Annotated in this window: 17 protein-coding genes; 7 read left to right on the forward strand and 10 right to left on the reverse strand. The window is 30.2% G+C overall.

The features are described from left to right. Positions 1–195 precede the first annotated feature (195 nt). Positions 196–945: a transposase gene (locus Q9968_RS09475; protein WP_305515805.1), complete on the forward strand. Its 750-nt coding sequence runs from the start codon at positions 196–198 to the stop codon at positions 943–945. Between the two features lie 658 nt (positions 946–1,603). On the opposite strand, the gene Q9968_RS09480 is transcribed toward Q9968_RS09475, so the two are convergent. The 4 genes from Q9968_RS09480 to Q9968_RS09495 all read right to left on the reverse strand — a co-directional run bounded on the left by Q9968_RS09480 (position 1,604) and on the right by Q9968_RS09495 (position 4,303). After that, positions 1,604–1,798 carry a transposase gene (locus Q9968_RS09480; RefSeq protein WP_305515807.1) on the reverse strand — a complete coding sequence of 65 codons (195 nt, stop codon included), beginning with the start codon at positions 1,796–1,798 and terminating at the stop codon, positions 1,604–1,606. Continuing rightward, the gene (locus tag Q9968_RS09485; protein ID WP_305515809.1) at positions 1,799–2,575 is read right to left on the reverse strand and encodes a transposase; all 777 of its coding nucleotides are present in this window, start codon (positions 2,573–2,575) and stop codon (positions 1,799–1,801) included. 124 nt (positions 2,576–2,699) lie between these two features. Then, on the reverse strand, positions 2,700–2,906 hold the full coding sequence (locus tag Q9968_RS09490) for a hypothetical protein (RefSeq protein ID WP_305515811.1): 207 nt from the start codon (positions 2,904–2,906) through the stop codon (positions 2,700–2,702). A gap of 380 nt (positions 2,907–3,286) precedes the next feature. Beyond that, complete coding sequence (locus Q9968_RS09495) at positions 3,287–4,303, reverse strand: aminopeptidase P family protein (RefSeq protein WP_305515813.1); 1,017 nt, start codon at positions 4,301–4,303, stop codon at positions 3,287–3,289. 49 nt (positions 4,304–4,352) lie between these two features. On the opposite strand from Q9968_RS09495, the gene Q9968_RS09500 reads away from it, so the two are divergent. The 3 genes from Q9968_RS09500 to Q9968_RS09510 are packed head-to-tail and all read left to right on the forward strand — an operon-like array spanning position 4,353 to position 6,850. After that, complete coding sequence (locus Q9968_RS09500; RefSeq protein WP_305515815.1) at positions 4,353–4,994, forward strand: site-2 protease family protein; 642 nt, start codon at positions 4,353–4,355, stop codon at positions 4,992–4,994. A gap of 4 nt (positions 4,995–4,998) precedes the next feature. After that, positions 4,999–6,192: a YcaO-related McrA-glycine thioamidation protein gene (locus Q9968_RS09505; protein ID WP_305515817.1), complete on the forward strand. Its 1,194-nt coding sequence runs from the start codon at positions 4,999–5,001 to the stop codon at positions 6,190–6,192. A 4-nt stretch (positions 6,193–6,196) separates the two neighbouring features. Further along, positions 6,197–6,850 (forward strand): TfuA-related McrA-glycine thioamidation protein, encoded by a 654-nt coding sequence (locus tag Q9968_RS09510; protein WP_305515819.1) that lies wholly within the window; start codon positions 6,197–6,199, stop codon positions 6,848–6,850. A gap of 187 nt (positions 6,851–7,037) precedes the next feature. Here Q9968_RS09510 and Q9968_RS09515 read toward each other — a convergent pair whose 3' ends face one another. From Q9968_RS09515 to Q9968_RS09530, 4 genes are read right to left on the reverse strand one after another with little or no spacing between them, the layout of a single operon-like run. Next, entirely contained in the window at positions 7,038–7,499 is a 462-nt protein-coding gene (locus Q9968_RS09515) for a hypothetical protein (RefSeq protein WP_305515821.1), read from the reverse strand. Positions 7,500–7,511: 12 nt separating this feature from the next. Next, the gene (locus Q9968_RS09520; protein ID WP_305515823.1) at positions 7,512–8,351 is read right to left on the reverse strand and encodes a CBS domain-containing protein; all 840 of its coding nucleotides are present in this window, start codon (positions 8,349–8,351) and stop codon (positions 7,512–7,514) included. 40 nt (positions 8,352–8,391) lie between these two features. Continuing rightward, entirely contained in the window at positions 8,392–8,814 is a 423-nt protein-coding gene (locus Q9968_RS09525; protein ID WP_305515838.1) for a universal stress protein, read from the reverse strand. 41 nt (positions 8,815–8,855) lie between these two features. After that, the gene (locus Q9968_RS09530) at positions 8,856–10,010 is read right to left on the reverse strand and encodes an amidohydrolase family protein (RefSeq protein ID WP_305515825.1); all 1,155 of its coding nucleotides are present in this window, start codon (positions 10,008–10,010) and stop codon (positions 8,856–8,858) included. A 290-nt stretch (positions 10,011–10,300) separates the two neighbouring features. Here Q9968_RS09530 and Q9968_RS09535 point away from each other — a divergent pair, with 290 nt between their 5' ends. Beyond that, on the forward strand, positions 10,301–10,894 hold the full coding sequence (locus Q9968_RS09535) for a zinc ribbon domain-containing protein (protein WP_305515828.1): 594 nt from the start codon (positions 10,301–10,303) through the stop codon (positions 10,892–10,894). Between the two features lie 20 nt (positions 10,895–10,914). On the opposite strand, the gene carB is transcribed toward Q9968_RS09535, so the two are convergent. Both carB and carA read right to left on the reverse strand, forming a co-directional pair. Then, positions 10,915–14,091 (reverse strand): carbamoyl-phosphate synthase large subunit, encoded by a 3,177-nt coding sequence (gene carB, locus Q9968_RS09540; RefSeq protein WP_305515830.1) that lies wholly within the window; start codon positions 14,089–14,091, stop codon positions 10,915–10,917. Positions 14,092–14,109: 18 nt separating this feature from the next. Next, entirely contained in the window at positions 14,110–15,192 is a 1,083-nt protein-coding gene (carA, locus tag Q9968_RS09545; RefSeq protein WP_305515832.1) for a glutamine-hydrolyzing carbamoyl-phosphate synthase small subunit, read from the reverse strand. 91 nt (positions 15,193–15,283) lie between these two features. Between carA and Q9968_RS09550 the strand changes: the two genes are divergently transcribed. Together Q9968_RS09550 and Q9968_RS09555 are read left to right on the forward strand one after the other, a co-directional pair. Continuing rightward, a complete protein-coding gene (locus tag Q9968_RS09550) occupies positions 15,284–15,454 on the forward strand; it encodes a hypothetical protein (RefSeq protein ID WP_305515834.1) in 171 nt (56 codons plus the stop codon). Positions 15,455–17,698: 2,244 nt separating this feature from the next. Next, a complete protein-coding gene (locus Q9968_RS09555) occupies positions 17,699–17,896 on the forward strand; it encodes a transposase (RefSeq protein ID WP_305515836.1) in 198 nt (65 codons plus the stop codon). Positions 17,897–18,550 lie beyond the last annotated feature (654 nt).

Below are 18,550 nucleotides of genomic sequence, written 5' to 3' on the forward strand. Positions count from 1 at the left end.
GTGTTAAAGTTGTAAACTAATTTAATTGATGCTTTCTTTATTTTACTTAAATTTGGTTAAATTTCATTGATTTTAAATGGTTTTTATTGACTATTCAATATTATGATAGTTTAAAATGGAAGATGAATGTAAGAAAAATCGTTTTCTTTTAATCTGCAAGAAATCATGACAGAAAATCACATAATATTAATTGGAATGCTCTTATCAGAATCAAATGACCGGAAAACAATGAAATATGTTTTAAAAGACATTAAAGAAACCGTTAAACTATTTATTGAAATGCAGAAAGAATTTGGAGAAAGATGGAACTATAAAGAAATACGACGAAGGCTCCGAGAACATATTTTAATCGCAGATTCAGGTTATTTCAGTACAGAAAACCTCCATTACTTATTTAAAAATAAAATAAATGCATTAGTAATGCCTAAAAAGTTATCTGAAGAACATAACAATAAATTAAGACGAGAGAATAATCTTAAGGAAAAAAGAAATTATTCTTCTAAAAAGGATTTTGAAAGAGTTAAAAACGGACATATCTATCCAGATGAACGTTTTATGAGGTTAATAAAAGTCAAAACTATGAAACATCGGAAACCACATAAGGATGATAGTCTTCCGGACAATTGTAAGACAAAAAGGTATTTCTTTGAAACATATTCCTGTAATGGATGCTCAAATATCGAAAACTGCAAACATAAAACCTTTGTAATCCAATCTACAGACCTTAATTTTGAAATGACTGAAAAATTCTTGAATAAAAGATATAATACTCATTATCAAGCTCATTTTTCAAGAAGTGAAGGTATAAATGGTTTTTTGAAAGGTGATAATGGAGTTTTGAAATTAATTGGAACTACAGATAATGCAGTAAACAACGAGATCCAACTAAGAAACACCATTTACAACCTTACAAGACTAATTAATCTTAAAGACACAGCGTATTAAGCATCTCCATCATTAGATGTGTTAATAGTTTATCATTAAGATAGACTGTACGCCATATCCTAAACAACCATTTTTTGAGAAGAAACACCATTAATTCAAAAATGGAAGTTCAAATTTAATTTTTGAAACTCAAATTAAATAAAAATTACGATTGAAAACATCTAAAAACAATGAAAAAATAAAAGCTCTCAACACTCAAAAATGAAAACAAAAGCCAAATTACTCTAAAATAGATAAAATAAGAAAAAATATCAAAAAATTAAATTATTGACAAAATCCTTAAAAATAATAAAAAAAGAAATTATAAGAGTTCGTCCAATAATTCAATTTTTTTAATTGAATTTAAATAAAAAGGTTTTATTCTTAGATTGAGGTTAGTGGAGTTTCAGGTGTTATTTTACACTTGAAATTGCACTTCGTTACTTTTTTTTAGAATTTTGGGTTATTTTTGTAGTTGTTTTGCTTAATTTTAAGTTTGTTTATATTTGTGTTTTTTGTTTGGAAGTGTATTTTTAATTGTTTGTTTTTTTGTTTAAATTAGTGTTGCGTTTAGGTTTTTGTGTATTTTTTGTATGTTGTGGGCTATTGAGAGTATTGTTAGTTCTTTTTCTGCATTTATCATGCCTATTCTATTTAATTTTTGGAAATGGTGTACATTTCAGAGTAATCCAAAATGTGCTTCGTTTAGATTTGCTCTTTTTTTATAGTATATTTTTCCTTCAGGAGATTTGAAATCTGCTTTCATTTTCCATCTTAAATCATCGGCAGGTTCGAAAATTTCTTTTACTCTGCTTTGAGTACATTGATTTTTAACAGGGCAAGTTTTACACTTGTTTGTTGAGTATACTCTCATCTATTCGCCGTTTAGTTTTCTATCGTTTTTGTAATGTAGATGTTCATCCATTGGGCAGATAAATGAGTCTGTTTTCCATTCATAAACGAAATTTGCTTTGGCAAATGGTTTTTCTTTATTTTTAGGTTTGGATTTACTGCTTTCTGCTCGATCTGGCATCAATAATCCTATGTTGTTTTTATAAGCGTATTTTATTACATTGTCGTTCATATATCCGTTGTCTGCAATTAATACTTTAGGATTGATTCCCATTTGTATTTTTAGTTCATGCAACATTTCAAATAGTTCATTAGCGTCCGTAGCATTCTGTGTTAGATATTGACCTACAACCATTCCATTTTTACTGTCTACAGCAACTTGATAATTGTAATTTAAACCCATATTTCCTTTTTTATCCATCATCCATCTTGATTCAGGGTCTGTTAAACTGATAGTATGTTTTCCATTATAATTTGCTTTTAAAACACTCAATAAATCAAGAACATAATACATATTATCCATACTAATTAAAGCAGTTTTAAGAAGAATTAACGCATTTTTATTCAAATTATCATTTATTTCACTTATTAAATTACTTATTTCCTCATTTTTTTTATTTTGGTTGTAGTATTGGTGTATTTTGTACCAAATACTATTTTTACATCTGTCCATGCCATAATTTAAAATCAAATTTTGCAAAAATTCAATTTCTTCAATTTTGATCAAACGGAAATTATTCGCATTTGCTTTAACAATGCTTCCATCAACAGCAACGCACTCACCATCAATTAAACCCAAATTAATCCCCAAAATTACAGTGTAATGAAAAAATGCATTAATCAACAAAGTGTTTTCCTGTAAAAACAAATGAATAACCGATTTCTTAGCTTTCTTATCATTCAAGATATAATTAACTGATTCATCATTTATTATTTATCCAATCAACCAAACTTCTACAACTAAATCTATTATTATAAACTCCATAGACAACAAAACCCAATAACTCATCCAAATAATATTCTTTAGGCCTTCCATGACTCTTAAAATCACTTTCAAATAATAATGGAAAATCACGTTTAAAATTACTTACTAACTTTTTAACTGTAAAAACTATATTATTGTTATTCAAATTCTATCCAGAAAAGGTACATGTAAAAATAGCCTGTTCACAAGTGGATTTATCATAAACTAAAGTCATAAATATCAAAACACCTAAACTTTTTGACAAAACCAAAACATTTAAGTGTCACAAAATACATAAAAATAAATTGTGAGAGGATTTTTGGTTTTGTAGCATTAAATAACTATTTATCTTCTCACATACTTATAATTAACTACTTTTTATAAAAGAATCTTAAAAATAAACAAATTTTCAATGAAAAAATTAATAAAAAAAATAAAAAATTAGAAAAAATTATTTATTGGACAGACTCTATAAGCAATACTAAATTAAAATAACATATGAAAATTGTAGATCATACTCTAAATGGAAAAGTTATTTTAAAACAATTATTCAATATTCAAAGGCAAATTCCCTATTACTCTGCTTTTTTTGGTAATTTCAATTGTATCTTCTAAGCGCACTCCAAATTCACCTTCCAGATATATTCCAGGCTCTACTGTTATAACCATGCCCTCTTCAATGATTGTGTCATCACGAGGTGAAAATCCAGGATATTCATGAATATCGAGCCCTACACCATGACCTGTGGAGTGAATAAAATTATCACCATACCCATAATCTGCAATAATGTCGCGAGCAACTTTATCTATTTCACAACATTTAACGCCGGGCCTAATAGCTTTAATTGCTTTATCATGTGATTGGCAAACAATGTCCCAAATTTCATGTTGACGTTCTGTATAAACCATAGTGCGTGTGTTATCAGAACAATAACCTTCAAAAAGTGCTCCCCAATCAATTAAAACAGGTTGGCTTAAAGTGTTATCCTGAGGCATTGCATGTGGAAGGCTTGAATTTGGGCCACTGGCTACGATTGTGTCAAATGATTCTTTACTAGCGCCATTTTCTATCATGTACCTTACAAGATCAAAAGCTATTTCTTTTTCAGTACTTTTGTTATTTGAAATATCCAATTGCAAGAATGACTTTTGAGCAATTTCAGTTGCTTTAGTGATTTTTTGAATTTCGCCAGGTGTTTTAATCATTCTTTGTTTGTCAATATATGTTTTAGAATCAATTGAAAAATCATCTCTAAATCTAATATAAGTACTGAATGGCAATGTCGGTTCAATAGCTAAGTTCTTAATGCCTTCTCTTTTTAAATCATCCACAATAGCTCCAAACGTTTCATATTCTTTAACTTCAATTGTTGAATCGCGATTTGCCAATTCCATATCCATTCCAGAAGCATATATTATCGGCTCTTCTTTAATTATGCAAAATGCAAAACTGGTTGGTTTGTAATTTGAAATATATTCCACATTTGTAAATTGGGTCAGCAAATAAGCTTGAAAATCATCTTTTTTTAAATCATTTAAAATATTGTTGATATGTAAGTCCATATTTAATATTAGAAAAAACTTTATATATAAAATTAGATATTTAAGAATCATGTTTAAATTTACAAGTAGTGAAGTGAGAGATTTAATAATTGCATTTATTGTTATTTCGCTTTGTTTCGGAATTGCTACAACAAGAAAAGATGTGCAAACAATCCTCTTCATTTTACCAATTGTAATGGTTGGTGTGGGGACAGGTTTTATTTTACACGAACTTGGGCACAAATTCGTTTCAATGAAATATGGTTACTGGGCGGAATTTAAATTATGGCCACAGGGACTATTGGTTGCACTGGTTACATCTTTTTTAGGATTTGTATTTGCAGCTCCCGGCGCAGTTTACACTTATGCAAATTACATGACCGATGAAATTAATGGAAAAATATCCATCGCAGGACCTATAGTCAATATTGTTCTTGCAATTATATTTATTCTTATTGCAGCACTAATTTATCCAATCGCATCATATTCTGAAAGCAATACATTAATATACCTTGTTTGTTGTGTTGGTTACTCAATTAACAGTTATTTAGCTGCATTCAATTTACTTCCGATTGCAACATTAGATGGAAGTAAAGTTTTAAAATGGAATGTCGGAATTTGGTTAATTGCCTTTGCAATAGCTGGAATGCTGACATTGATGTCAATGACATTAGGCGCTGAAAATATAGTCAAATTACTTTTAGGATATTAATAAAATGAATGATGAACTTACATACTTTAAAGGAACACACAGAGTGATTGCTCCTCAAAAAACAATTGAAATTAACAAAAATAAACTAAAAACTGCCGGAATAACACGCATTGCAGATATTACTGATTTAGATCGCATCGGTTTACCTGTTTTTACAGTCATTAGACCCACCGCTGAAGATGGTGCCATAAGTGTTTATGGAGGTAAAGGAATTAGTAAAATTCATGCAAAAGCTTCAGGCATGATGGAAGCATTTGAAAGATACTCAGCTGAAAAACAGGAAGCGGATGAAGTAATTATCGCAAATATTAATGAAATATTAAAAAAAGGAGAGTTTATTCCCCCTGAATCTTTAAACTTGCCAAAGGATTTTAAAAAAGAAAACCTAGAATCAATGAAATTAGAATGGAGCCTCACACATGATATAATAACTGATAAGGATTATTATATTCCATCTAATGCAATTTTTCATCCATATAACTACAAAGAGAGCTTATTTAAATCAAACACCAATGGACTTGCTTCTGGAAATATTTTAGAAGAGGCAATATTGCATGGAATATTTGAAGTGATTGAACGTGACGCCTGGAGTATTTTTGAGTTAACCCATAAAAACTATGCTCAAATTGATGTTGGAAGCATTGAAAGTGATATAATCTGTGAAACTATTGATAAATTCGAATCTGAAGGAATTAAAATTAAATTAATGGATTTGACTGCAGACATAAATATTCCAACAATAGCTGCTTCAGCTGATGACACCCTTACAAAAGATGCCGGACTTTTAACCTTAGGTATTGGAACACATCTAGATCCAGAAGTTGCAATACTTAGGGCACTAACAGAAGTGGCTCAAAGTAGAGCTACACAAATTAATGGTGCACGTGAAGATACAGTTAGAGCTGATTTTGCTCGTGAAGCCGGTTATGAACGAATGAAAAGAATTAATAAATACTACTTTAGACAAGAAGAAGAACAAATCAGTCTTTCCAGTATTGAAAACAAATCCACCACATCAATTACAGAAGATTTAGAAATTGTTAAAGAAGAACTAATATCCAATGATATTAAAAATATCCTGTATTATAATCTAACAAGAAGTGAACTTGATGTTAGTGTTGTTCGTGTCATTATTCCTGAAATGGAAATTTATGCGATTGATTCCTCAAGAGCAGGATATAGGTTTTTAAAAGTATGATAATATGGTCAAAATTATAATTTATACTGGATTATCAATTACTTTTGCAGAAGCAAAAGAGATTCTAGATTCAACTGATGAGGTAGAAGTAATATACAAAAGACCTATCAAAAGAGGAGATTTAGGTCAGGCCATTAAGGAACATCCGGATATTATCGCAATTATTGATGGAGTATTCCATCAAAATTCAGCAGTGGGCCACAGAGAAATATTGAATGTTATTAAAGATGGCATAAAGGTTTATGGCGCTTCAAGTATGGGCGCGCTAAGAGCATCCGAGCTTGATACTTTAGGAATGATTGGTATCGGTTACTGTTATAATCAATATGCAACAGGAAACATCACCTCGGATGATGATGTAGCCGTGATGCTTGATAGTGAAACACTTCAAGCTTTATCTGATCCATTAATCAGTATGGATTATGTTTTTAAAAATGCAGCATCTGAAAATATCATAAATATCACTGAAAAAGAAGAATTGATCAAAATTGCTAAGGGCACGTATTATCCTCAAAGAAATTATGCTCAAACATTAAGCAATTCCAGTTTAAGTAACGATAAAAAGGATAAGATTATCAGTTTTATTCGAGAATCTGCAGATATTAAAAAAGAAGATGCTAAAGAGCTACTTGAATACATAAAAAAAGAAATCGGATAACTTTAAAAGTTTCATATACAATACAACTTATTTTTTACAGATTATTTAGATTCAATTGATTTGAATAATAAAAGATTAACTTAAACCAATGACATGCCAAATAAACTCGATTTTAAAAATAGCTGAAATTAAAATAATCAATTTGAAATTGATGCTGTAAAATTAAAAAGAATAAAGATAAAAAAAATTATTTTTTATCTTCCATTTCCAAATATTTTTTCAAAACAATATATGGAGTTTCAATACACTTGTCAAAGCTGGTTGAATATTCACTATCTTCAAAATCACTTTCAACATTTCTGATTCCTTTAAGAGAAATTATGTTCCCATCAATTTTAAAACCAACATCATCAGCAGCAACGGAAACTAAATTGATTTCAATTTCGGAAGCTTTTTCTAATACCTCATTAGCCTTAACATCATATTTTAAATTTAAAGTTTTATGAGGCATTATTTCATTGATTGTCCTTTTGATGACAGAATCAAGAAGTTCTAAAAATTTTAAAGCTGGGGGCATATCATTAGCCCACCAATAAGTAAGAACAGAGTTAAGAACAATTTTATGTTCGGAAAAATCATCATACAATCTTGCGCGAACACCCACAGTACTTTCATCAACTTTAACTACTAATACTGGATTAACTGCCATATTATCCCAAAATTATTTAACTAATGCTTTAATTAAATCACTTGCTCTTACAAGACCTACTAAATCTCCTTCAACACCAATGACAGGAATTTGTTCGATGCTTAAGGCCTTCATTTTTTTAGCACAATCAGAAACTTTGGTTTTGGAGTTAGTTACTTCAACATTGCCAACGGCAACATCAGAGACTACTTTATCTGCAAATTTTAAACTGTTCTTTTCAATATATAATACGGAAGTACTATCCCAAGACCATTTGTCTCCTTCAGTTCCAACAGTAGAGCTGTGTTCACTTCTCTCAGAGATTATTTCAATTTCAGAAATAAAATCTGTTTCAGTTAAAATACCGGATAATTTTGCTTCATCATCTAGTGCTAAAATAGATTTTAATCCGAATTGATTCATGGATTCAAATGCAACATTTAATGGAGCTTTTTCCCAAGTTGTTGGAACAGCAGTAATCATATAATCTTCAACAGCATCATAAATTTCAATTTTTGTTAAGGCTTTTGATACCAAATCAAAAGAAGTTATAATTCCTACTAATTCGCCGTCATCATTTACAACAGGAACTCTTCTAACATTATTCTCCATCATTACGCGAGCAGCATCTACTACATCATCACTCGGATGAACAGTAATCAAATCTCTACTCATTAACATTGCTATTTGTTCTTCATCAGGATTATTAATTAAATCAGACCTTGTTACAAGTCCTACTAAAATATTAGTGTCTTCTTTTACAACAGGAAGTACTGCTTTTTTTTCTTTTCTCATTAAGTCTAAAACTTTTTCTCGGTTTCCAGGAACGGAAACACTAACTACATTTTTAGACATGGTTCTTTTAACTAACATAAAACACACCTTAATTAAATACAATAATAAAATGGTTAGATTAATGAACTACAAGTACTGCGCATTTTGCAGAGTTTACAACTTTGTCTGCAACACTACCCATAATAAATCTATCGAAACCAGATTTACCCGAACTACCCATAACAATTAAATCAATATTTTCTTCTTCAGCAACTTCTAGAATAACTTTAGCTGGGGAACCTTCTCTAATAACATGAGTGATCTTTAGGTCATCATTATTTAATTCATCAAATTCCTTAAGATTTTCTTCAGATCTTTCTTTTAAAATTTGATTTAACTGGTATACTTCATCATCTAATGGAAGTCCGTTAACAAAATTATTTTCTGTGACACTCACAGCAATTATTTCAGCCCCACTTACTTTTGATAAGAACAAAGCATGTTTTTGAGCTTTTTTTGCAAATTCTGACCCATCTGTAGGGACCAATATTTTTTTATACATCATTAACATCTCCCATAATATATAGATTTATATCCATGATATTATATGTTTATTCTTTTGTTAATGATAGATAATATATCTTTCGTTTCTAAACGATTGCATATATTAAGGTAGGGATTTTTAGAAAAAGATTTAACAATTATAAATTCGGCAAAATTATTCTCTAAAATGACTGCTTTTTTTACAATGCAATTAATATTGGATTCACAGATATTGGTTGTTGCCATTTTAACTAAATCAACAGGATTGATATATCTTTTATAACAAACTGCCATGATTTTTAGTGAAAATTCAAGTTCTCTCAACATATTTGGTGAGTTAAGCATTACATTATCACTTCCCAGTAATGGTTTAATGCCTAATTCAAGCATTTTATTTAAAGGTGCAACTCCAACATTTAAAGCTGCATTTGCTCTTGGACAAACTACAACATTTTGATTTGATGATGCAACTGAGGACAAATCTTTACCTTTAGGGTTTGTAAGATGAACTAACTGGTCAAATCCAGATTCCACTCCCATACCAATTTCACTAATGCCAAAATCATTTAATGATTCTATTTGATTTGATTCGGATTCAGCAACATGGATTGATGATATTTTTCCTTGTTTTTTGCATTCTTCAACAATTAACTTTGCAACTTCAGGAGTAATTTCGCCAAACCCGCTTGGAGCTATTCCATCAGCTATTTTTAAGAGTTTGCGAATAGCACTTTTAACCTTATTTAAATCAGGATTTTCACCATAAAAACTATCATCCCGACCCAAAATTATTGGTTTGATAGGCAAATCCTTTGAAGCTTTCATTAAAAGTTTGACCCCCTTAATTCCGCCTTCCCTATAATCTATAAAATGAGTAGTTCCGGAATTTATCATATCCACCATAGATTGTCTCATAGATTCAATCAGATCATCATCTGAAGCATTTGAAAGTGCCTTATGTTTAACGCCATCAGGCGGTTTAACCATTTCAGATAAGCTAAGAGAATAACCTTCATCTTTAATTATGGAATCCCCAACATGAATGTGACTATTAATAAAGGAAGGACATACTACAGCCCCACCTACATCAATTATTTTACCTTCCCATGCTTCTTTTCCAATTTCAATGATTTTACCTTCATCAACAACGATATTTTCACGAGCAGGAAGTAAATCTTGGCCTTTTAATATAATTCCATTTGATATAGTATACATTAAAGTAAAGTCTAGTTTTTTTGATTAAAGTATTTTTTCATTTGAATGAAAACAGCAAAAATTGAGATTTTAAACTAATACCCGTCCATAGCATTAGATAACCTCAATATAGAGGTTACTAGAAAAAGTTTAGGCAGATTAAATTAAAAAATGTTAAGATTCCCATCAATTATTTGTCTAAAATATTTAAAGAAATAATTTGCCAGATATCCTATTGAAAAGAATAATATAATAAAAAATACATAATAAGTATCTATAGATTTACAGCGATTAAAATCTAATTTTTTTAGGTGATTTTTATTAACTCTCAAGAAATAAGATACTTCTACAGAAACATTGTGAAAACTGGTGATGTATATAGAGCTAAATATAACAATAAAGACTATGGAGAGTTTAGAAAATTATCTGATGCATTATATGAAAGGGATGCATTATTCTTCTGTAATTTCGATTATGATTTACTTGTTGAATGTGACCTTGAAAACAAGTATGAGAATATGGACTTACCTCCATTTCCTGAAAAAAGACCTAAAGGAAGAATAAAAGGAACTAAAGTCAACAAAACCGAAAGGGAAGGAGAAATACTTTTCAATCATAAAATTCGTAAATTTTATATCAAAAAAGGTGACGAAATAATCGGAAATTATGACACAATGACCGAAGCATTTTATTATAAAAAACTCTTAATAAACAATGACTGGTGTAAAAGTGTCTTAAAAACAACCATTACACAGAAAATTGATGTTAATATCATCATTGATTCAACAAAAGAGTACAAAGTTCAACTAAATTATTGTCCCAAGTGTAAAAATAAGTTAAAATCAAATGACAAAGAATGTCCTTCATGCGGTATCAATATTGAAGAATATTTGTATAAAAATTAAAAAAAAGAGATAGAGAAAAATTATTCACCACCAGTATACTCGTTTAAAGATTTTACATTGATTTTATTATTCTGAATAGCCTGGATAACATTTAAAGCCGCTCTTGCTCCAGCTAATGTAGTAACATAAGGTATACCCAGTTCAATAGCCAAACGTCTAATGATATAACCATCTTTGGCAGACTGTTTGCCTTCTGAAGTGTTAATAATTAAATCAATTTCTTTATTTAAAATTGCATCTCTGATATTTGGAGATCCTTGAGAAACTTTTAAGATTTTTTCAACATTATCCAAACCAGTTGCATCTCCGGTACCTGCAGTAGCTACAATATCGAACCCTAAATTAGAAGCCTTCTCAGCAATAGGTCTGATTTTTTTCTTATCTGCTTCTTTAACACTCATAAAGATTTTGCCTTCCTTAGGCAATTCCATACCTGCTGAAAGTTGTGATTTGTAAAATGCCAATCCAAATGATTCATCGATACCAATACTTTCACCTGTAGATTTCATTTCAGGCCCAAGTACAGTGTCAGATTCTGGAAGTTTTAAGAATGGGAATACGGATTCCTTTACAGCTACATGGTCAATTTTAATTTCTTTGGTTAAATTAAAGTCTTTTAATTTAGCGCCATGCATAATCCAAGTTGCAACTTTAGCAAGAGGCACCCCAATAGCTTTACTTACAAATGGAACAGTTCTACTTGCACGAGGGTTAGCTTCAATAATGTAGACCATCTCTTCATCAAGTTTAACTGCATATTGAATATTCATTAATCCTTTAACATTCAATTCTAAAGCTAATTTTGTTGAATGCTCACGAATAGTATCCAAAATATGTTCGGGGATTGTTTGAGGAGGGATTACACATGCTGAATCTCCAGAGTGAACACCGGCTTCTTCAATGTGTTCCATGATTCCTGCAATAAACACGTCTTCACCATCGCATAAAATATCCACATCAAGTTCTATTGCATCTTCTAAGAATTTATCTACTAAAATCGGATGTTCTGGGGAAACTTTTACGGCTTCTCTCATATATTCTTCCAGTTCATTGTTATCATAAACGATTTCCATAGCTCTTCCACCAATAACATATGATGGACGTACTAAAACGGGGAATGTAATTTTTTCTGCAATTTCACGAGCTTCCTCAAATGAATTAGCTGTTCCATATGGTGCTTGATGAATATGTAACCTTTCTAAAAGTTCTGCAAATAATTCCCTGTCTTCTACCCGGTCAATACTTTCATAAGGAGTTCCAAGTATTTTTACACCAGCACTAGCCAGCGGAACTGCCAGGTTAATAGATGTTTGACCACCAAATTGTACAATGACCCCGTCTGGTTTTTCTTGTTCAATTACTCCCATAACATCTTCAAACGTCAATGGCTCGAAGAATAATTTATCTGAAATATCATAATCGGTACTTACAGTTTCTGGGTTGTTGTTAATTAGAATTGTTTCAATTCCTTCCTCTTTAAGTGCTAAGGATGAATGTACACAACAGTAGTCGAATTCAATACCTTGACCTATCCTAATAGGTCCCGCACCTAAGATTATTACTTTTTTCTTATTGGTTGAGACCAATTCATTGCCTTTATCGTAAGTGCTGTAGTAATATGGAGTTTTAGCTTCAAATTCAGCTGCACAGGTATCTACCATTTTATATGATTTTTTAATGTTATATCTGGAAAGTAAGTTTCTAATATATTCTTCGGTTTGATTAGATAATTCTGCTAAACGTTTGTTTGAACAACCAATTTGTTTTGCTTTTCTCAAGTAATCTTCATCATCTAATTTTTCAGCTGTAACATCATTTTCAAAGTTTACGATGTTTCTGATTTTGTATAGGAAGAAATTATCAATATGAGTCAATTCACGGATTTTATCAATATCCATTCCATCTTTAATAGCTGAATAGATTTGGAAATAAATTAAATCCGTTGGATGTGAAAGGTCTTCTTCGGTGTATTCAACATATTCAAATCCATCAAATCCCATGTCAAGTGATCTTAATGCCTTTTGGAAAGCTTCCTCGAAGGTTCTTCCAATAGCCATGACCTCCCCAGTTGCTTTCATTTGAACTCCAACTTCACGACTAACCCCTTTGAATTTATCAAACGGCCATTTTGGGATTTTAATGACTACATAATCAATAGCTGGTTCGAAAGAAGCAGGAGTTTCTTTGGTAATGTCGTTTTTAATTTCATCTAAAGTTAATCCCAATGCGATTTTTGATGAAATTTTGGCGATTGGATAACCTGTTGCTTTTGAAGCAAGTGCGCTGCTTCTAGATACCCTTGGATTTACTTCAATGACTTTATATTCGTCAGTTTCCGGGTTCAATGCAAATTGAATATTACATCCTCCACGGATTCCTAATGCTCTGATAATTTTAATTGATGCGTCGCGCATTTTTTGAATAGTTTCATCACATAAGTTTTGGATTGGAGCGACAACTACACTATCTCCTGTGTGGATGCCCATTGGATCTATGTTTTCCATTGTACATACAATAATGCATGTATCTTCTTTATCTCTCATTACTTCAAATTCAATTTCTTTCCATCCAAGAACGGATTCGTCAATGAGAACCTGATTAATGAAACTCATATCCAAACCGTGAGTTGCAATTTCAATTAATTCTTTTTCATTATAAGCAATTCCCCCACCAGTTCCACCTAATGTGAAAGCCGGTCTGACAATTACCGGATATCCAATGTCTTCAACTGCTTTTAATGCTTCATCTACACTTTCAACAGCATGGCATTTTGGAATTTCCTCACCGATTTCATCCATAAGGTTTGCGAATAAATCACGATCCTCCACATCTTTAATTGTCTGAACATCAGAACCTAAAACTTTGATTCCTTCAAGTAATCCTAAATCTCCAAGTCCAGTTGCAATATTTAATCCAGTTTGTCCGCCCATGGTTGGTAAAATAGCATCGATTTCTTCTTCTTTGATGATTTTTGAAACAATTTCTGGAGTTAATGGTTCAGTATAAACAGTATCAGCCATTCCCAAGTCAGTTTGAATTGTAGCGGGATTACTGTTAACGAGCACTGTTTCAATACCCTCTTCCCTTAATGATTTACATGCTTGTGAACCAGAATAATCAAATTCCGCCGCTTGTCCGATTTGAATAGGTCCAGAACCAATAATTAATACTTTTTTAATATCTTTATCTACCGGCATATGTACTCCTCTTTAAATTTAATAATCATCCATCATTTGATTAAATTCGTCAAAAATATGTCTTGTATCGTTTGGACCCGGACCTGCTTCAGGATGGTACTGAATACATTTAAGTGGCAATTCGCTATGTGAAATACCTTCTGGCGTTCCATCATTTAAGTTAATCTGAGTTAATTCCAAATCAGTTTCTTTTAGTGACTCCTTATCAATAGTAAAACCGTGATTTTGTGATGTGATAAATACTTTTCCAGTTGTCAGATCTTTAACAGGCTGATTTTCACCACGGTGCCCAAATTTCATTTTATATGATCTTGCACCAAATGATTTTGCGATTAACTGTTGACCCATGCAAATTCCAAATATTGGTAATCTGTTAGATAATTTTTTCATAGTTTCAATTGTCTCATATACCCTATCCGGGTTTCCAGGTCCAGAAGTTATCATTAAGCCAGAAGGAGAGTAATCAAGAACTGTTTTATAATCAGTATCATATGGAAATAAGATAACACCTATGTCTCTTTCTAAAAATGAGTTAATAATATTCTTTTTAACTCCGCAATCAATTAAAGCAACCTTTTTATCTGCATCCTCACCGAATACTTTAATTTCTGTTGTGGAAACTAACGGTACAACATCTTTATCTTCAATACTTGGTTGTGAACGTGCCATTTCTAAAAGCTTATCATCAGAAACATCTTCAGTAGTAATAGCTGCTTTAAGTGAACCTCTTTCTCTGATTTTTAATGTTAAATCCCGAGTATCAATTCCACTAATTCCAGGAATTTCAAATTCATATAAAAATTCATCCAAGGTTTTTTGAGGTCCAAAATTAGAAAGTTCACGACAAACTTCACGACAAACAAATCCTTCAACCTGAATATTGTCAGATTGATACCACTTTTCACTTACCCCATGATTTCCCTCTAAAGGATAAGTAGACATTAATATTTCCCCTCTAAAAGACGGATCAGTTAAAGATTCAGTATAACCCCCCATGCCTGTGGAAAAAACAAGTTCACCCAATTTGGTGGTTTTATAACCGAATGATTCACCTTTTAAAACAGTACCATCTTCCAAAGCTAATTTAGCTATTTTTACCATTAAATCACCATTTCAAATAAAATAAATCTCTATCTTTAATATATATTATTTTACTATATTATTAAAGTTTGTTTTTTAAGGAATTTAGAAAGTGACCCTTAAAGTTAACGGTAGAACATACAAGGCAACAACCAATTCTAAAGGTGTTGCGACATTTACCTTGAAATTAACTAAAAAGGGAACTTTCACCGCTACAACCAAGTTTGCAGGGGATTCCTACTACACTGCAAAAACAACAAGTTCCAAAATAATCGTGAAATAGCTTAAAATGTTATTTTACATTTTTCTTTTTTAAAAGTGTTTATTCCATTAAAAACAATATCCTCATTACAAAAAATGGAAATAAAATCATTAAATCATTTTAATTTTTCAATATCTTCTTCATAATTATAATAGCTAAATAATATAACCAAAATCACTCTTAACAGATTCACTTCAAAAAAAATAACACACTCAACCGTGAAGAATATATGTCATGAAATAAAAAAATGGAACTTCAACCTTGTAGAAATTCTCCTCTAAAAAAACTTGTATGGCTCTGTAAATGTTATATAATACATCTTTGAGTTTTGTTTCTTTATTCTGTAGTCTTGTACTTCTACTAAAATTAACGCCATTAAATCCTTCTTTTTATTACGGAAATCACGCTTTCAACATTCATTCTTCGTGCATAGACATCATGCCAGAAGATTGTAGCACTATTTAATCTATAATATCCTGTTGTCGCACCTTTTTTTAATGGTATTTGGTCGAATGCTCCTACTTCTTCATTTATGTATTTTCTTATTTCTTCAGAATCATATGCTTTGTCTGCTAGTATGTAATAGGGGGTTTGTATGGTATTAATTGTCTAATTGAAGGTAATGCGAATTGTGTATCATGTTTTGGACTTTTATTTGTTGTGTAATTTAGGATCATTCGTGTGTCAACATTTGATTGCAATATTGGTTTTTAATGTAAGCATTTTCTGCATTTTCCCCTTATTTTTGCGTAATAATTGTTAGCATAGTCGCTTGTGTGTCCTGTTTCCTCCAATGGCAACTAATTTTACATTCTGATGGATGCATAAAAATTAATTAAGTCATTTAAATCTTTTAATTATGGTGTCTGACATTCTTTACAAAGAATTTTTGAATAGTTGTGAAGTGTGGTAGCTTATTAAGACCTAGGAATTTTCTTATTTTATCCATAAGTTCCAAACATTCAATTATTTCGCGATAGGTTGTCTTTAGATAGTTATTTATCGCATTATTTGGATAATAGTAAATTATATTTCAAGTGTAAAAAAATTAAAGCAATAAAATCGCTTAAAATCAAAATCTAAGCATTTTTGGAAAAATTTTTTTGCTAAGTACATATTCAAGTGAAAAATAATAATAAATGAAAAACATGTTAAAATTAAAAATAAAGAATTTATATGACTTATTTAGACAAAACAACTAAATAAATTCGATATTACCATAAATTTTGATATGGTTTCTACAAGGTTGAAATTAGGAATTTTGGACTAAGTGAAATTGCATGGATATTAATTGATAAATATCAAATTTTTGAAAAAACATAAAGGTATTATCATGGGTTTTTTAAAAAATAGAAGAAAAATTTTTATAATTACAATTTTACTTCAATTTTTTACATATTTGATTAGCTTATTACTAACAATTATTTCAGGAAACATATTTTATTTTGGTTGTAGTTTTCTAATCTATTGTGTAATAGGTAGAGTAATGATTAATAAATTAAATAATTTATACTATAATCAAAGACATTCTGATTATACAGGAAATTATAATTTCAAATTGGATTTAATTTTTCCTTTTGATATTCTAATGATTTTAATAAACATATGTACTTTGAAAGTTTTAGGCATGATTTAATGATAAATCAATATTGTTACTCATAATGATGATTTAGTTGAATTCAATATACTAAATGTTCCCATTAAATCTGATATGTGTACTTCAATAATCTACTGGCACACAATATATTTAATAAAAACCTTGTAGAAAACATATCAAAATTTATGGTAATATCGAATTTATTTAGTTGTTTTGTCTAAATAAGTCATATAGATTCTTTATTTTTAATTTTAACATGTTTTTCATTCATTATTATTTTTCACTTGAACATGTACTTAGCAAAAAAATTTTTCCAAAAATGCTTAGATTTTGATTTTAAGCGATTTAATTGCTTTAATTTTTTTACACTTGAAATATAACTTACTATTATCCAAATAATAGGATAAATAACTATATATAGTAAAATGGAGAATATATATTAATATGTATAACAAAATAAAATATTTTCCATATTATTTATTTGAATTCAAGACAGTTAAACCTTGGATTTTGGACTTAAAATTAACAAATGAAACTCAAGAAGAAAAAACTATTTTTCCATTGCTAACCATGAAAATATATGCTGTTAAAATTTTGTTGAATTAACCTATAAACTATTTCCAGATGGATTTTTTCCAAAGTATTCATGTGATTACAGGCAATCTATTATGTACAATCAGCCACAATTATTCACTATTTTAGCAATGAAAACCTATTTAAAGACAACCTATCGCGAAATAATTGAATGTTTGGAACTCATGGACAAAATAAGAAAATTCCTAGGTCTTAATAAGCTACCACACTTCACAACTATTCAGAAATTCTTTGTAAAGAATGTCAGACACCAGATTAAAAGATTTAAATGACTTAATTAATTTTTATGCATCCATCAGAATGTAAATTAGTTGCCATTGGATGGAACAGGTCACACAAGCGACTATGCTGATAAAATTATTATGCACATAATAATAGGCAAATCACGAAAAAGCTTACATTAAAAACCAATATTGCAATCAAATGTTGACACACGAATGATCCTAAAATTATGCAGCAAATAAAAGTCCAAAACATGATACACAATTCGCATTACCTTCAATTAGACAATTAATACCATACAAACCCCTATTACATACTAGCAGATAAACATATGATTTCCGAAAATAAGAAAAATGCATAAATGAAGAAGTAGGATCATTCGACCAAATACCATTAAAAAAAGGTGCGACAACATGACATTACTGCACTGCCTAAAATTGTCATGATTTTTTGTAGCTTACTCTTAATGCCATGTATTATGTGGGTTACCAAACATTAGTAATCTGCATATCCATTAATCAGGACAACCAAAACCAAATTTTCAAGAGGATGTTCAGTTAAGAAAGTTGGTTAAACCAAGAGGTTTATCTCCAAATGCTATAAAAAATTATAATCTGTTTTAGAGAAATATGTGAATAAATAATGGATGAATTAAATTATTATTTCATCAACATTGTAACTTTTCAATTTAGAAGAGTGTCCGC

Source organism: Methanobrevibacter sp. V14 (genome assembly GCF_963082475.1).
Classification (GTDB): Archaea; Methanobacteriota; Methanobacteria; order Methanobacteriales; family Methanobacteriaceae; genus Methanocatella.

What these genes read in the sequence shown, in the direction of transcription:
- Q9968_RS09500 (WP_305515815.1), top strand. Translation starts at nt 4,353, where the DNA reads ATGTTTAAATTTACAAGTAGTGAAGTGAGAGATTTAATAATTGCATTT.
- Q9968_RS09520 (WP_305515823.1), bottom strand. Translation starts at nt 8,351, where the DNA reads ATGTTAGTTAAAAGAACCATGTCTAAAAATGTAGTTAGTGTTTCCGTT.
- Q9968_RS09555 (WP_305515836.1), top strand. Translation starts at nt 17,699, where the DNA reads ATGTACAATCAGCCACAATTATTCACTATTTTAGCAATGAAAACCTAT.
- Q9968_RS09475 (WP_305515805.1), top strand. Translation starts at nt 196, where the DNA reads ATGCTCTTATCAGAATCAAATGACCGGAAAACAATGAAATATGTTTTA.
- Q9968_RS09515 (WP_305515821.1), bottom strand. Translation starts at nt 7,499, where the DNA reads ATGGCAGTTAATCCAGTATTAGTAGTTAAAGTTGATGAAAGTACTGTG.
- Q9968_RS09530 (WP_305515825.1), bottom strand. Translation starts at nt 10,010, where the DNA reads ATGTATACTATATCAAATGGAATTATATTAAAAGGCCAAGATTTACTT.
- Q9968_RS09510 (WP_305515819.1), top strand. Translation starts at nt 6,197, where the DNA reads ATGGTCAAAATTATAATTTATACTGGATTATCAATTACTTTTGCAGAA.
- Q9968_RS09495 (WP_305515813.1), bottom strand. Translation starts at nt 4,303, where the DNA reads ATGGACTTACATATCAACAATATTTTAAATGATTTAAAAAAAGATGAT.
- carA (WP_305515832.1), bottom strand. Translation starts at nt 15,192, where the DNA reads ATGGTAAAAATAGCTAAATTAGCTTTGGAAGATGGTACTGTTTTAAAA.
- carB (WP_305515830.1), bottom strand. Translation starts at nt 14,091, where the DNA reads ATGCCGGTAGATAAAGATATTAAAAAAGTATTAATTATTGGTTCTGGA.
- Q9968_RS09525 (WP_305515838.1), bottom strand. Translation starts at nt 8,814, where the DNA reads ATGTATAAAAAAATATTGGTCCCTACAGATGGGTCAGAATTTGCAAAA.
- Q9968_RS09505 (WP_305515817.1), top strand. Translation starts at nt 4,999, where the DNA reads ATGAATGATGAACTTACATACTTTAAAGGAACACACAGAGTGATTGCT.
- Q9968_RS09480 (WP_305515807.1), bottom strand. Translation starts at nt 1,798, where the DNA reads ATGAGAGTATACTCAACAAACAAGTGTAAAACTTGCCCTGTTAAAAAT.